The sequence below is a fragment of the Bartonella sp. AP11XZML genome (assembly GCF_042196445.1).
Lineage (GTDB): Bacteria > Pseudomonadota > Alphaproteobacteria > Rhizobiales > Rhizobiaceae > Bartonella.
This window is the reverse complement of record NZ_JBHIQF010000068.1, coordinates 42,793-58,136: the sequence shown is the minus strand read 5'-3', so window position 1 is coordinate 58,136 and position 15,344 is coordinate 42,793. Positions and strand designations below refer to the sequence as shown.

Below are 15,344 nucleotides of genomic sequence, written 5' to 3'. Positions count from 1 at the left end.
GTGGGAGTTTTTATTCATTGAAAAGAGTAAGAGACACTTTATGAAATTATGACCTAAATAGGGTTATTTTACTCATGATATATAACCGGTTATTTTTTGTAAAACTGCAATGAAAAGGAGGGGATGGAGCGTATAGTATTACTTCTACAAATGCCTTGGTCATTGAGCATTATCATCTTTACTTAATAAAAATGCAAGCTGGCATTATCATGTTATTTTTTCTCAATAGTATGCAGTTCTTGTTTTTAGGTGGGCATAAAAGGTATTTTTATCCATCTGTCCCCTCCGTTTATGAGCTGTAAGAGAATGATTTGGATTGATTTATCATGAATAGATTTGAAATGAGAAAAATCTACGGTATTCCGGTTTTTTATTCAAGTTAAAAATGAATTGATTATTATAAATCAATGTATTCTCATTATAACGAGAAGCAGGGAGATAAGATCTGTTCGTTTTTTACATTAGCCTATTTTTTTCATAGTATGATAAAATAGAGAGAGCAAAATAGATGAGAATATGCGTTGTATGCTTGACTTTTTTTCCTATAAACAAATGTTTATAGGAATGTTTAGGGGATAATTATGAAAAAAAGTGCAAGTTTAGATGCAATGATTGTGCTGCTGAAAGTGGTCGCAGAAGTAAGCCATTTACGTGTTCTTAGGCTCTTACATCATGAAGATTTAACAATTCCTGATTTTATTTTTATTCTTGATCAGTCGCAAGCGTGTATATCACGATATTTACGTTTATTGTACGAAGCACGATTGATTGAGCGTTATCAGAAGGGGGATAGCCTTTATTTTAAGCTTTGTCATGATTTTTGGGGTAAAGACATTGTGATGGGTATTCTTTCGTCTTTACCAAAGAATGATGTGTTGTTAGCGCATGATTTAGAACGTTTGAAGGATGTTAAAAAGCAGCGTCAAAAAACGAGGAAGAAGCATTTCTTACAAAATGCGTTGCAATGGGATGTATTACGGTCATCCTATATGGCAGATCATGGTGTAGAAAACTCGTTACTTGAAATCATTGGCGATAAACCATTTCCGACGATGTTGAATATTGGAAGAGGTGGAGACTCTATCTTAAAATTGTTTTCTAATCTTTATACGCATGCGGTTCAAGTTGTGCTTGATAGCAATGTTTTTCACTTGTCTGTTGGAGATACAACTTTTGATTTAGTTATTCTTCATTGGGTTTTACATTTTCTTGAAAATCCTGAAATATTCCTTCATGAGATATCAAGTGTTTTGCGTCCTCATGGCCGTTTATTGATTGTGGATTTTGGTTATCATGAAATTGAGTCTTCATATTCTGATCAAGTGCATATGCGTTTTGGATTTTCGGCTTTACAAATAGAACAATGGCTTAAAAATGCGGGACTTGTTCTAGAACAAACGGTTTGTCTTACTCCTATACAAAATGAAAACAGTGAGGAGGGGATTGCTACGCTTTGGCTTGCTCGTGATCCGCGTTTATTGGTTGACGATATCAAAGATAAACAAGTAGATTTTGCATAAATCGCGTTTGTTAACGTGCTTTATACTCTGATTTTTCTCAAGAAATAGCGTAGAGATAAAACTTTATTCAATCATTGATAAGCTATTTTTTTTTACATTTGTATTATGTTTTTATATGGGAGTATTGGTGTTTTATAGCGGCGTGTAGGCTGTATAATGAAGCATCTTCTATAGAGTTAAGCCTATGAGGATCATTATTTAAGGTGCTCTTGATATCATATTTATGTTATTAGCTAATATATTGATTTTAAAAGATCATTGATTTTTTTAGACTCAATAAGAGGTTTGAATACAGGAATGTTGTTTCATTTCAAATTTCCTGTTTCAGAATCCGAAAGGGTCTGTTTGTCTGCTACAAAAGAAGGTATTTATCTTAATGATACCGTTTGTAAAAGAAAATACATCTTTCATACATTTTCTAAATGTGAGAGCGGCTGCAATATGATATAATGCCGCACAATATAATATAGTGAAGGCTCATACCTTCATAAATGTCAAAGATGGTGGTGCCCAATAGATCTTAAAATGTCTCTTTAAAACAGGTTTTTAGATAAGGAGTGCCTTGGAACTTTTAGTGTGGGTGCAAAAAGATGCTCTAAAAAGACGAAAAAGTAAAAGGGTAAGACAATGCATTATATTCATAAAAATAAGATCGGCGATGATCTACGGATAGTCTGTGGCTGAAAGTAGGAAAGAAAAGCGTGATATTACACTAAAGTTTCGTATCTCTTTATCATGAGAAGTTATGAAGGTTATTAAATAAGTCCATTGTTTTTGCCAAAAGTATTTTCTTTCTTTTTATGTTTGCCGCTCATCTTATGACGCAGTCCGTGGGTATAGCGTAAAATTGATAGGGCATCATCATTTTATGTTTCAGTTCCTCATGTTACTGCCGATCTTGCTTTAAAATGGTTTATAGAAGATATTTTGACTCTTTTTATGTTTTTTATCCATATGCTTCTTCTTGTTTGTGATGTGCGATAGTATGGCTATTCATTAATTCAATAGACGAAGATTTAAAATAAGGGAACCTTACGTTCTTGAGATCTCTCATGTAAATTGTAAAATGATGAGTTATGATTGTAAATCAATGAATTGTTTACGTTAGAAGAACAGATTATAAAAATTTTTGAGCATAGAAACTACTGTGTGTATTATTTTACGGGATCATTTAAATGATAGAGATTAAGAGAAAATGTCTGCATTGATTTCGGTTTATTATGTTAAAATGCGTTAGAGACTGTTGGTTATTGTAAAATGGTTTATCGTTATTTGGAATGACGATGGGGCGTGATTCGAAAAAAATACCTTCAGAGTTCTCATTTTCTCATAAGATTAAGCTGTTTAAGTTCCTCATTGATTGTTACATGAGGGATGTAACAATATTTTAATGATCATTTACAGAAATTTTTTATAAAGGTAGATAAGATTTTATTTTCTCTAATTTATTGTTTTAATTTAAATAATTCATAGCTTTCTTGCAAGAAGATATTTTCCATTTTTTACGGTTATTTGTGTAAGATTTTAAAAATCTACGTTTTTCTTTTTGTGGTGATTGCTGTTGGAAAAGTGATTCTACTTTTACGTAGTTTGATTTTTATAGGGTGGATACGTAGAAATTACTGTTTTTTAATATGATCATCAGAGTTATGAAAGAAACTATTTAAAAGTTATAATGATCGTAGATTCTAATTGAAGCTTCTTGAAATAAAATTGCTTCAAATTGGGTCATTTTGAACTTTTTTTGCCTAAATTTAAACATTTTTAAATAATTTATAATTCTTTTATGTTTTTTTGCGTAGAAGATGATAAGAATTTCTTGTTGTTTAAAGAATTTTATTCCATAGCAAGAATATTGCATCGGCTATCTTAGTGGTTGATGTAAGAGGACAATCGGGGAACCTCCTCCCCCCCCCCGCGTGGATCCCCTAGATTGTCTGGCCTGACTGAGGATTTCCTCAGTCAGGCTTTTTGTAATTATTTTAGGAAATGTAAGGTGTTATTAGGGGGGAAGTGTAAGATCTGTTATTGTTTCGCCTATAGTACCTAAATACATAGAGGGGCGAGTCTTATTGGGCGGATAGTGTTAGCGTATTCATTTTTAATAATTTGATTTTTCTTTATTGAGGCATTGTTGCATGTTATAAGGAGAATCATAAAAGGAAGCTATGTTTGTATTCTGTGATCTTTAGGTAAGAGATAATGGGATCTTTTTCACATCGTATTATTTTTATTTTATTTGTATTTTTTATTTCTGGCGCTGTCTTTTTTGCTTCTCAAAGTAGTGCTGTTTATCAGTTTTTTTCCGGTCGCTCTTCTTTTTCTTCTCAGCAGCTTGATGTAACAGAGGCGGAGTTATTAGAGAGATTATCCGTATCTTTTCCAGATATTATCAAGCATCTTTCTAAAATGACCCCTCAACAGCAAGAGTTGTTTATTGCGCAGCTGCGTCGTGATGTAATTGCGCTTGCTTCTAAAAGTGGTCAGAGTCGTGAGCAGGCTCAAAAATCTGGTGAAACTGTTGCTATGGCTCTCTCGAAAGCGATTTCTCGTCCTTCCGTTGCTAATGCTTATTTTTAGCTATTTTTTTAATCGCGCTTTTGGGTTTTATTTTAAGGAGAAAGAGCTTTTCGTGAAATTTTGAAAAGTGCGAGGAGATAATCAATTTGTAAGGTATTAACAAAATTTATCTCTCAAAAGGTAAGCATTGGAGTATAAGGGTAATGTTGCAATCATTACAGGAGTGATAGAAAGTCTATCAAGGGTATTGGTCCAAGTTAATTGCATTATCAATCGCTACAATGACAAAAGCAGTATTGATTATAATAAAACACGTTAACTGCATTTTATATGCCGGTTATTTTTTTATTTGATATGAGAAAATAAAAATTTTTTAAGAGATATGCTTTTTTGTTCTACGGATTTTAGGATATTTATCCACTTGTATGATTTCTGAAAATGAGGCGCAAGACTGATAAGATGATAGTCTGTGACAAAGAAAAAATATTTGAATGAAGATGAGAGGTCTATTTTTATTTAAAAAGGCTTTGGGGGTATTGAGTTTTCTAACATTTTTCAAAAAAAATAGACACAAGTAAATAGACACAAGTAATTGTTAAGCTTTGTTGTAGGGATAAAAACAGATATAACTTTTTTAGTATATTGTTTTATAATGATAATTTATCATTTTATATTGAATGAGAATCTTAAGAATTGTAAAATCCTCTCATTTTAAATTTATCCATGGTGCAAAAATTAAAATCAGTTTCTTGTATACCACAAGTAGAGGCTTGTGTGGATAAAAACTCTTTTAAAAAGGAATTAAAAAGCTTCTTTGAGACATCTTGAGAGCTAAAAGTCTGTTGCAATATTTTGAATTGGTAAAGAGTATGATGTTTTTAGTATATTTATGAATTTTTTATGCGCAATGATGGGGGGATTTGTTTTGTGATTTTTTGAGGTTTTATCGGACATAAAGAGTGCAGTGGGTGTTTATTAATCAGAGAGACGCGTTGATAACGGTTTATATTTTTTGTGAACCTTTTTTGATATTGAGCATCTTCGGTAAAAAGATGCTCTTGTCTCTCTTTCTTTGAGGGATTGATCTCAATAAAAAAATTAATAATCTTATGTAAAAAATATTACATCTAGTTCAGATGCTATTTTTTTAATATAAAAATTGATTGATACAACAGAGATAGCCGCAAGTTATAGATTATATCATTTTATTTGATACGCTATAAGATTAATTATAGTCTTTTTATTTTTTTATTTTATGATATAGAGAAATCTGAGACTTGTGCATAAAGATATATTCTTTTATTTCATAATTTTAGCTTGAAATTGTCTTACTATTTCCTTTTTAAAGACGTTCTTTTGCTTTCTTTTTTGTATAATACATTTGCAAATTACTTGCGGCTAGAATTTGAGAATGTTTGAGTGAAGAGAAAGAAAATGCAATTTTTGAAAATCTTGTTAAATACAGCATGTGCTGTATTTTTTGTATTTGATATAAGTTGGACTCATAGTGTCTTAAATGTTGCGGAATCAGGAGAAACCTCAGTGATTGTTGCTTCTAAGATTTCTGCTCGTCCTTATGAGTTTCTTATTCAGAAACTTGCGAATAAATATAATGTTCCCGTTAATTTAGCACATGCTGTTGTAAAAATTGAAAGTAATTATAAGGCAGGTATAAAGGGGGCTGCTGGCGAAATAGGTTTGATGCAAATTAAACCCTCTACGGCACGAGGGTTGGGCTTTAGTGGTTCTGTACAGGATTTGTACGATCCTGCGACCAATCTTGAATATGGTATGCGTTATTTGGCAAGGGCCTATAAACTCAGTGGTGGAAGTACGTGTGGTACAATCCTTAAATATAACGCAGGTCATGCTGCAAAAAAAATGAATTCTATTTCAGCGAAATATTGCGCAAAAGTAAAGACTTATCTGGCTTCATTAAAATAAAAACATCTGTTGAGAGAGGTTTGTCATAAAATATTTTAAGATGCTATTTTCACGGAGCAGAAAATGTTTTATAAATCAGTATGTCAGTCGGCTGGGCAGCCGCGCTTGTCTGATACTGAAATACGGCAGGTGAGGAAAGTCCGGGCTCCATGGAAAGACGGTGCCGGGTAACACCCGGCAGGGGTGACCCTAGGGAAAGTGCCACAGAAAGTAAACCGCCTATTTTTATAGGTAAGGGTGAAAGGGTGGAGTAAGAGCCCACCGCGCATTCAGTAATGAATGTGGCAAGGTAAACCCCACCGGGAGCAAGACCAAATAGAAATGACGTGCAAAATTTAATTTGCAGCCGATTTCCGGGCGAGTCATTCGGGTAGGTTGCACGAGGCGGATGGTAACATCCGTCCCAGATGAATGGTTGCCATGTAAAGTGTAAGCTTTACTCTACAGAACCCGGCTTATAGGCCGACTGATATTTCATGATGATACGCGATATTTTATAAGATCAATTATATATGGTCTTTTATGGAGTCGGTGTGTTTGAAATGGACACTTGAGCAAAGGGTGTTAAAAAAAATTATAACATTTCTTTAAGTATAATGCATTAGGATCTGTTTTGGGATAACTTTAGTTTTTTCGTTCATTGTGATTAATATGAAAGTTGAAGGCTAGGTTATTCTAAGATCAGTTGCTATGAGAGAGCTGTTGATTTAAGACAGCATAACTTCAAGACGGATTATTTTGATAAAGCAGGATCAAAGAGCTGAACGCCATATTCCAGTGTTGTTACAGCCAGTTTTGGCTGGGCTTATGCCATTGGTTGGAGCAAAAGTGATTGATGGCACCTTTGGTGCTGGTGGTTATACGCGTGCTTTGTTAAAGGCAGGGGCACAGGTGATTGCTCTTGATCGTGATCCTCATGCTATCAGTGCAGGACAATCGCTTGTTGAAGAATTTTTTCCACGCCTTCGTTTGGTCCATATGGCGTTTTCACAGCTCGATCGTGTCGTTGAAGAGAAGGTGGATGCAGTTATTTTGGATATTGGTGTTTCTTCAATGCAGCTTGATGAAGCAGAAAGAGGTTTTTCTTTTCAAAAAGATGGTCCATTGGATATGCGAATGGCTCAGACTGGTTTTACAGCCAGCGATGTTGTCAATCATTTAAAAGCAAGGGATTTGGCACGTATTTTTAAGATATTAGGGGAAGAGCGTTATGCGGGGCGAATTGCACGGATGATTGAAAAGCGTCGTGTTGTGCAGCCTTTTTTGCGTACAGGTGATTTGGCGTATGCTATCGAAACGTTGATAGGACGTAAGCCGGGAGATCGTATTCATCCGGCAACACGTGTATTTCAGGCTCTTCGTATCTATGTTAATGATGAAATTGGTGAATTGGCATGTGGTTTATTTGCTGCTGAACGCGTTTTAAAAGCTGGAGGCCGTTTGGGGGTTGTCAGTTTTCATTCTCTTGAAGATCGTATGGTCAAAAGATTTTTTTCGGCTCGTTCTGGAGAATGTATGAGATCACGCTATCTGCCAGAAATAAAGGCTGCTCCAGCAACATTTTTTCCTTTGTTTAAAGGTGGGATCACGGCAACTAAAGAGGAGTTACAGAAAAATCCTCGTTCACGTTCTGCGAGGTTGCGTATTGGTGTACGGACTGAAGCAGAGGCTCTTGCAGCAGATATGAAATTATTTGGTTTAGCAGAGATTGCCAGTTTTGAAGGCAGCAAAAAATGACAGTTTTTCGTACATTTGATATGATTTTAGTGTTGATTATGATTTGTATGGCAGGACTTACTTATAAGGTAAAATATGATGTTCAAAAGCGAATGAACGAAGTTCTTCATCTTGAGCATGAAATTGCTGCAGCAAAAAATACGGTAAGTTTGCTTCATGCTGAGTGGGCTGTGATGATAAGGCCTTCACGCATGCAAAAACTTGCGAAACGTTATCAGAAAGAACTTGGGTTAGAGGTTATACAGCCGCGTCAAATCGTGGAGTTTAAAGACATTCCGGTACGGGTACATGATCAAATTGAAGAAGTGATTAAACAAAATATCTTGGAAGATAATCAAGATATTTTGACAAATAATCGGGCTTCTCAGATCAATAGTGTTGTCCAAAAAGGCGCGCAGTAATGAAATCGACTTTTTTATTCTCACAGAAGAAAAAGCGCTTAAAGAATTCGTTGAATAATCATAATGTTTCTGTTCGTCGTCCCTATTCTAGTCGTCCACGTTTGCTTTTTTCGTTGTTCTGCTTTTTAATTTTATATGGCATCATGGGGGCTTGCCTTATTTCTTATGGGTTGGAAGGTGGACAGATTGAAGAAGCAAAAGGGCCTGGAGTTCTTCAATTGATGGCACGGCCTGATATCGTTGATCGTAATGGTCGTTTATTGGCAACAGATATTAAAACTTATTCACTTTTTGCTGAGCCACGACGTATTATTGATGTGGATGAAACAATTGAATTGCTCTCAACGGTTTTGCCTGATCTTAATTGGCAGGAAACCTATAAGCGCTTAAAAAGAAAATCTAGTTTTTCTTGGATACAGCGGGGGTTAACACCAATGCAGAAGACGCAAATTATGGCTCTTGGTATACCAGGAATTGGTTTTCGGACTGAAATTCGTCGTTTTTATCCTGATGGACCTGTAACTTCCCATATTCTCGGTATGGTGAATGTTGATAATCAGGGCATTGCAGGTATGGAAAAATATATTGATGATGCGGGGTTGAGTGCTTTGCGTGCCGCTGGTCTTGCCATGGAAGAATCGTTAAAACAAGTTCAGCTTTCGATTGATGTGCGTGTTCAGGCAATTGTTCATGATGAACTTATTCAGGCTATGAAGCGTTATAAGGCAATTGCTGCAGGAGCTGTTATTTTAAATATACATACGGGGGAAGTTTTGGCGTTGGCATCACTACCAGATTTTGATCCTGGAAATCCTATCGAAGCTTTAAAAAGTGATCGTCTCAATCGGATGACGGCAGGAGCTTTTGAAATGGGATCAATTATTAAAAGTTTTACGACCGCCATGGCACTTGATTCCAATATTTTTCATTTAAACAGTATTATTGATGCTTCAAAGCCAATAAAAGCAAGTAGTGGGTATACTATTCATGATTTTCATGGAAAAAATCGACCCTTAACGTTATGGGAGGTTTTTATTTATTCTTCTAATATTGGTTCTGCTAAAGAGGCATTGGCGATAGGGATTGATAAACATCGTGGTTTTTTACAAAAACTTGGATTACTGGATCGTCTCACAACAGAGTTGCCTGAAGTTGCCCACCCTATTGTGCCACATCATTGGAAGGATATACATTCTATGACGATTTCTTTTGGGCATGGTATGGCAACAACACCCTTGCAAACAGCTGTCGGGGCTGCTGCTTTAATGAATGGTGGTTGGTTAATTGCTCCGACATTTTTAAAACGGACAAAAGAACAAGCTCTGCACCATGCAAAACGGGTTTTGCAGGCTAAAACAAGTCAAAATATGCGTTACCTTTATCAATTAAATAGTGATATTGGTTCTGGACGTAATGCAAAAGTAGAAGGCTATCGTGTAGGTGGTAAGACAGGAACAGCTGAAAAAGTTGAAAATGGAAAATATTCTAAAACAAAAAATTTCAATAGTTTTCTTGCTGCTTTTCCTATTGAAGATCCTGCTTATGTTGTTTTAACAATTATCGATGAACCAAAGCCAGAGGAGGGACAGCGTTCAGCAACAGCGGGAATGAATGCTGGACCAATGCTTGCTAATATTGTTCGTCGCACAGCTAGTTTTCTTGGTGTAAAACCCGATTTTAAAAAAGAATATGAGCCTCTTTTAAGTAAAAAGAGCAATTCAAGTTTCGTTAAACAACGGTAAAATGAATATAAAGGTGCGTTATCATGTTGTTGGGAACAGTTTTTACAGAATGTGTTGAAGATGAAAGTCTTTCTTCAATAGAAATAACAGGAATAAGTGTGGATTCTCGGCAAGTTTTGCCGGGCTATGTTTTTGTCGCTGTTCAAGGAAAAAAAAGTGATGGAAGGCACTATATAGATGATGCGATAAAGCGTGGCGCACGAGCAATCGTTACAGATTATCATGCTGTTCTTGAGGATTTATCTGTTCCCATTTTACGTGTTTCTAATGTTCGTCATAGTTTAGCGTTGGCAGCTGCACGTTTTTACGGTTCTCAGCCTGAAACGGTCGTTGCTGTGACTGGTACAAGTGGTAAAACATCTGTTGTCTCTTTTCTTCGGCAAATTTGGACTTATGCTGGATTTTGTGCTGCGAGTATAGGAACGGTTGGTGTTGTTTCTCCTAAACGGAATGTTTATGGTTCTCTCACAACACCTGATCCGGTCGTCTTGCACCGTCTTCTTTATGAAATTTCTCATGAAGGTGTGACTCATGCAGCTCTTGAAGCTTCTTCGCATGGGCTTGACCAAGGACGACTTGATGGAGTCCGTTTAACGGCTGGTGCCTTTACCAATTTAGGGCGAGATCACATGGATTATCACACGGGGGTAGAGGATTATTTGCGGGCTAAAATGAGGTTGTTTGATACACTTTTGCCTGTATCTGCTCCTGCTTTGATTTTTGCTGATGATGTTTATTCACAAAAGGTTATTGATGTTGTTACACAAGCGCGCCGCCGTGTCTTGACAATTGGTCGTAAGGGGCAATTTATCACGATTAATCGTGTCGAACATCAACGCTCAAAACAGTGTATTGAGTGTCGTGTGGAAAACAATATTTATACATTTGATTTGCCTTTAGCTGGAGATTTTCAGGTCGCCAATGCGCTTATGGCAGCGGGGTTAGCAATTGCAACGGGCGTTTCACCTCGTAAGGTTTTTTCTGCGCTTGAAACTTTGCAGGGGGCACCTGGGCGGTTAGAGTTTGTGGGAAAGACAGAAAATAATGCGCTTGTTTACATTGATTATGCCCATAAACCAGAAGCTTTGGAGCAGGTTTTACTTTCTGTTCGTCCCTTTACGCAAGGGCGCTTGATCGTTGTTTTTGGTTGTGGAGGAGATCGTGATCAAGGGAAAAGACCTTTGATGGGAAAAATTGCGGCGGATAAAGCGGACATTGTTATTGTAACGGATGATAATCCTCGCACAGAAATGCCAGAAAAAATACGCAAGGATATTTTACAGGCGGTGCCAACAGCAATAGAGATAGCAGATCGTGGAGAGGCTATTTCTTACGCGGTGGAGCTTTTGAAAATTGGTGATACATTAATCATTGCTGGAAAAGGTCATGAGGATGGCCAAATTATAGGGCAGACAACTTATCCTTTTTCAGATCGTCTGAAAGCGATAGAAGCTTTAGAGGATCGAAAGAAATGACAGCTTTATGGGATAAGCAAGCACTTGTTGCTGCAGTTAAGGGTGTTGTAATGGGAAGCCTGCCAGAAACTTTTTCTGGGGTTTCCATTGATAGCCGTACTCTTGCGGAAGGGGATGTTTTTTTCTGCATTAAAGGGCATCATCTTGATGGTCATGATTTTGCTGCGCAAGCTTATGAACGAGGTGCAGGCGTTCTTATCGTTGCGGAACACCGTTTGAGGGATATGAAAAAGATATCGGCTCCACTCATTGTCGTTCCTGATGTTTTGAAAGCCTTAGAACAACTTGCACAAGCTGCACGCAAACGTTCAAGAGCTAAGATTATCGCGATAACAGGATCGGTGGGAAAAACAACGACAAAAGAAGCTTTGAAACAAGCACTTGCAACGGCTGGGAATGTTCATGCGAATCTCGCTTCTTTAAACAATTGCTGGGGGGTTCCACTCACTTTAGCGCGGATGCCTGTGGAGAGTGATTATGGTATCTTTGAAATTGGCATGAATCACAGAGATGAAATTCGCCCTCTGGTCAAACTGGTTTGTCCGCATGTTGCTCTCATTACGCATATTTGTGCAGGACATATGGGTTTTTTCAAGGATCTTGAAGAAATAGCAAAGGCAAAAGCTGAAATTTTTGAAGGATTGGATGAGGAAGGCATTGCCATTTTAAATGCGGATAGTGATTTTTTTTCTTATCTCGTTCAAAAAGCAAAGAAATGCGGTGTAAAAAAGATCTTAAGCTTTGGTGAGACTAAAGATGCTGATTATCAAGCGCATGATATACGTCTTCTAACCGATAGTTCTTCTATGATTGTGCGTATTGGGGGGCGGGATAGGGAGGTCCAAATTGGTGCTCCAGGACGCCATATTGTGCAAAATAGTTTAGGGGTTATTGCTGCTTGTGATGCTATGGGGGTTGAGCTAGAGCCTGTTTTTCTTTCTTTTCGCCATTTTTCTTCTCAAAAGGGGCGAGGTGTTCGTTATCGACTGTCTTTATCAAATGGGGGTGAATTTTATCTCATTGATGAAAGCTATAATGCAAATCCTGCTTCTATGCGTGCTGCACTTGAGCTTCTTGCTACAGGACCTGTAGGGAAAGGGGGGCGGCGAATTGCTATTTTAGGAGATATGCTAGAGTTAGGGGAGTATAGTGAAAAGCTTCATCGTGATTTAATAAAACCAATACGTCTTTCTGGTGCTAATCCGGTTTTTCTATTTGGTGAGGCGATGAAATCTTTAGTCAGTGATTTGTCTGCTGGTGTTAAGGTTCATTATGCTGAAAATATTGAGAAAATTTTATCGCTTCTTTTAGCAGAAATTTCTTCTGGGGATCTGCTTATGGTTAAATCATCCAATAGCCTTTGTTCATCAAATATTGTGACTGCATTGCTTGATCGCTATAAAGCGGTTTCTTCATAGTTTTAAGAGGTTTTTTTGTTCCATGATGCTATTTTTTTCTTCGTTTAGTGATTGGCTTCCAGGTGTGAATGTATTTCGTTATATTACTTTTCGCACGATAGCGGCTATGCTTACTTCGGGGCTTATCGTCTTTTTGTTTGGACCTAGCATCATTGCTTCTCTTAAATTGCGGCAGGGTAAGGGGCAACCGATTCGTGCTGATGGTCCTCAAACACATTTTAAAAAGGCTGGAACACCTACAATGGGTGGATTGATGATTTTAACCGGCATTGTGGTATCGGCATTTTTATGGGGTAATTTATCGAATATTTACTTTTGGGTATCGCTATTGGTTATGCTTTCTTTTGGGGGAATTGGATTTTATGACGATTATCTTAAGGTCACAAAACAAACAGACAAAGGATTTTCTGGGAAAGCACGATTAAGCTTGGAGTTTTTTGTTGCGGCAATTGCGGCTTTTGCCATCTTGAAAATTGGCTCATCTGGATTAGCTTTGCCTTTTTTAAAAGATTATCTTATCAATTTGGGCTGGTTTTTTATTCCTTTTTCTGCTTTCGTCATTGTTGCGACGGGTAATGCGGTTAATTTAACGGATGGACTCGATGGGCTTGCTATTGTTCCTGTGATGGTTGCAGCTTTATCTTTTGCTCTGATTGCTTATCTTTCTGGTAATATGAATTTTGCTGATTATCTCCAAATCCATTATGTATCGGGAACAGGTGAATTGGCTGTTTTATTGGGAGCTGTTGTTGGGGCAGGGCTTGGTTTTTTATGGTTTAATGCACCACCTGCAGCTATTTTTATGGGAGATACTGGTTCATTGGCTCTTGGAGGACTCTTAGGGACTGTTGCGGTTGCTACGAAACACGAAATTGTTTTGGTTCTTATTGGTGGGCTTTTTGTTGTGGAAGCTTTTTCGGTCGTTATTCAGGTTGGTTATTTCAAATTAACAAGAAAACGCGTGTTTCTTATGGCACCGATACATCATCATTTTGAGAAAAAAGGCTGGACTGAAAGCCAAGTCGTGATACGCTTTTGGATTATTTCGATTGTTCTCGCTCTCATAGGTCTTTCAACACTTAAATTGCGGTGAGAATGTGATTTCTGTTACGTGTTATAAAGGTCAAAAAGTTGCTCTGTTTGGATTGGGACAGTCTGGACTAGCAACGGCACAAGCATTGATGTGCGGTGGCGCAGAAGTGGTGGCGTGGGATGATAGTCCTTCAAGCGTGCAAATGGCTTTTCGGCACAATATTCCAACACGAGATCTCCGTTATGAAGATTGGTCAGAATTTGTTGCATTGATTGTAGCTCCTGGAGTTCCTTTAAGTTATCCTCAGCCCCATTGGGTTGTTGAAAAAGCACGAAAAAAAAATATAGAAATTATCGGTGATATTGAATTATTTGTTCGTGCGCGCCAGCATTTTTTACAACATTATGGTTTGTGTGACCAAGATGTTCCTTTCATTGCGATTACGGGGACGAATGGCAAGTCAACCACAACGGCTTTACTTGCGCATTTGTTGGAAAAAATGGGCTATGATGTGCAGATGGGGGGAAATATCGGAAAAGCAATATTGACGCTTAAGCCATTTGTTAAAAAACGTATCTATGTGATTGAATGTTCATCATTTCAAATTGATCTTACTCCCTCTCTTCAGCCGACCATTGGACTTTTATTGAATTTAACACCTGATCATATTGATCGACATGGGAGTTTTGCCTGTTATGTGCAAACCAAAAGGCATCTGATTGCTCAGGCTTCTCAGGCTTTCATTTCAGTTGATGATGCAGCTTGTCGGGTTTTATATCAACAGTTACTTCATGATGGGAAGCAAATTGAGGCAGTTTCCAAGGATCATTTTGTTGAAAATGGTTTTTATGCAGATGGGACCAAGCTCTTTTCTGTTCGTCAAGGACAGCGTCATATGCTTGCAGATCTTGCTCCTATGGCGGTGTTACGTGGGAGTCATAATGCGCAAAATGCCCTTATGGCATTAGCAACGTTGCAGGCTTTAAAAATAACCGATCCTTCTGTGAACAAGCATTTGGCAAGTTATAAAGGGTTGGATCATCGTATGCAGCAGGTGCGTAAAATGGGGGCGGTTTTGTTTATCAATGACAGCAAGGCTACTAATGCAGATGCAACAGCTCCTGCGCTTTCCACCTTTAATGATATTTTTTGGATTGTTGGGGGACAGGCAAAAAAGGGAGGAATAGAGTCTCTTAGAGAATTTTTTCCTAAAATTCGTAAAGCCTATTTGATTGGGAGCGCGGCGGAAGAATTTGCTCGCACTATTGGATCTTCTTTTCCCTTTTCTATGAGCTTAACTTTGAAAAATGCGGTGCGTGAAGCAGCTGTTGACGCAATGGGTTGTAAGGAAAAAGAGGTGACGGTTCTTTTGTCACCTGCTTGTGCAAGTTATGACCAATTTAAAAATTATGAAATGCGAGGCGAGGCATTTGTCTCTTTTGTGATGCAGTTACAATAAAAAAGCATCAGTTATAAAAAAATATTTTTGCGTTAAGACTCCAGAATCTTTTTTTGTGTAATTTAGTTTTTAAAGTGTTTGTTAAACAGGCTGGG

At 37.5% G+C, this 15,344-nt stretch carries 10 protein-coding genes and 1 other RNA gene; all 11 read left to right on the top strand.

What is annotated here, in order from left to right; genetic code table 11:
- Nucleotides 1-581: 581 nt before the first annotated feature.
- The 11 genes from ACFIMG_RS06440 (at nt 582) to murD (ending at nt 15,249) form a co-directional block, all read left to right on the top strand.
- Nucleotides 582-1,520 carry an ArsR/SmtB family transcription factor gene (locus ACFIMG_RS06440; protein WP_375678622.1) on the top strand — a complete coding sequence of 313 codons (939 nt, stop codon included), beginning with the start codon at nt 582-584 and terminating at the stop codon, nt 1,518-1,520.
- Nucleotides 1,521-3,722: 2,202 nt separating this feature from the next.
- Nucleotides 3,723-4,100, top strand: a complete 378-nt coding sequence (locus ACFIMG_RS06435; RefSeq protein WP_375678621.1) for a hypothetical protein — start codon at nt 3,723-3,725, stop codon at nt 4,098-4,100.
- Between the two features lie 1,374 nt (nt 4,101-5,474).
- Complete coding sequence (locus ACFIMG_RS06430; protein WP_375678620.1) at nt 5,475-5,984, top strand: lytic transglycosylase domain-containing protein; 510 nt, start codon at nt 5,475-5,477, stop codon at nt 5,982-5,984.
- Nucleotides 5,985-6,067: 83 nt separating this feature from the next.
- Nucleotides 6,068-6,458, top strand: an RNA gene (gene rnpB, locus ACFIMG_RS06425) — RNase P RNA component class A.
- Nucleotides 6,459-6,722: 264 nt separating this feature from the next.
- Nucleotides 6,723-7,721 (top strand): 16S rRNA (cytosine(1402)-N(4))-methyltransferase RsmH, encoded by a 999-nt coding sequence (gene rsmH, locus ACFIMG_RS06420; RefSeq protein WP_375678619.1) that lies wholly within the window; start codon nt 6,723-6,725, stop codon nt 7,719-7,721.
- Complete coding sequence (locus ACFIMG_RS06415) at nt 7,718-8,122, top strand: hypothetical protein (protein WP_375611988.1); 405 nt, start codon at nt 7,718-7,720, stop codon at nt 8,120-8,122. Before rsmH ends, ACFIMG_RS06415 begins: the two co-directional genes overlap by 4 nt.
- Nucleotides 8,122-9,864, top strand: a complete 1,743-nt coding sequence (locus ACFIMG_RS06410) for a peptidoglycan D,D-transpeptidase FtsI family protein (protein WP_375678618.1) — start codon at nt 8,122-8,124, stop codon at nt 9,862-9,864. Before ACFIMG_RS06415 ends, ACFIMG_RS06410 begins: the two co-directional genes overlap by 1 nt.
- A 23-nt stretch (nt 9,865-9,887) precedes the next feature.
- Nucleotides 9,888-11,339, top strand: a complete 1,452-nt coding sequence (locus tag ACFIMG_RS06405) for a UDP-N-acetylmuramoyl-L-alanyl-D-glutamate--2,6-diaminopimelate ligase (protein WP_375678617.1) — start codon at nt 9,888-9,890, stop codon at nt 11,337-11,339.
- A complete protein-coding gene (locus tag ACFIMG_RS06400; RefSeq protein WP_375678616.1) occupies nt 11,336-12,757 on the top strand; it encodes a UDP-N-acetylmuramoylalanyl-D-glutamyl-2,6-diaminopimelate--D-alanyl-D-alanine ligase in 1,422 nt (473 codons plus the stop codon). Before ACFIMG_RS06405 ends, ACFIMG_RS06400 begins: the two co-directional genes overlap by 4 nt.
- Nucleotides 12,758-12,779: 22 nt before the next feature.
- On the top strand, nt 12,780-13,850 hold the full coding sequence (mraY, locus tag ACFIMG_RS06395) for a phospho-N-acetylmuramoyl-pentapeptide-transferase (protein WP_375678615.1): 1,071 nt from the start codon (nt 12,780-12,782) through the stop codon (nt 13,848-13,850).
- A 4-nt stretch (nt 13,851-13,854) separates the two neighbouring features.
- On the top strand, nt 13,855-15,249 hold the full coding sequence (gene murD / locus ACFIMG_RS06390) for a UDP-N-acetylmuramoyl-L-alanine--D-glutamate ligase (protein WP_375678614.1): 1,395 nt from the start codon (nt 13,855-13,857) through the stop codon (nt 15,247-15,249).
- The last annotated feature ends 95 nt before the right edge of the window (nt 15,250-15,344 follow it).

Excerpts from the sequence above, each read along its gene's own strand:
- ACFIMG_RS06440 (WP_375678622.1), top strand. The coding sequence starts at position 582 with ATGAAAAAAAGTGCAAGTTTAGATGCAATGATTGTGCTGCTGAAAGTG.
- ACFIMG_RS06435 (WP_375678621.1), top strand. The coding sequence starts at position 3,723 with ATGGGATCTTTTTCACATCGTATTATTTTTATTTTATTTGTATTTTTT.
- ACFIMG_RS06430 (WP_375678620.1), top strand. The coding sequence starts at position 5,475 with ATGCAATTTTTGAAAATCTTGTTAAATACAGCATGTGCTGTATTTTTT.
- ACFIMG_RS06415 (WP_375611988.1), top strand. The coding sequence starts at position 7,718 with ATGACAGTTTTTCGTACATTTGATATGATTTTAGTGTTGATTATGATT.
- ACFIMG_RS06410 (WP_375678618.1), top strand. The coding sequence starts at position 8,122 with ATGAAATCGACTTTTTTATTCTCACAGAAGAAAAAGCGCTTAAAGAAT.
- ACFIMG_RS06405 (WP_375678617.1), top strand. The coding sequence starts at position 9,888 with ATGTTGTTGGGAACAGTTTTTACAGAATGTGTTGAAGATGAAAGTCTT.
- ACFIMG_RS06400 (WP_375678616.1), top strand. The coding sequence starts at position 11,336 with ATGACAGCTTTATGGGATAAGCAAGCACTTGTTGCTGCAGTTAAGGGT.
- mraY (WP_375678615.1), top strand. The coding sequence starts at position 12,780 with ATGATGCTATTTTTTTCTTCGTTTAGTGATTGGCTTCCAGGTGTGAAT.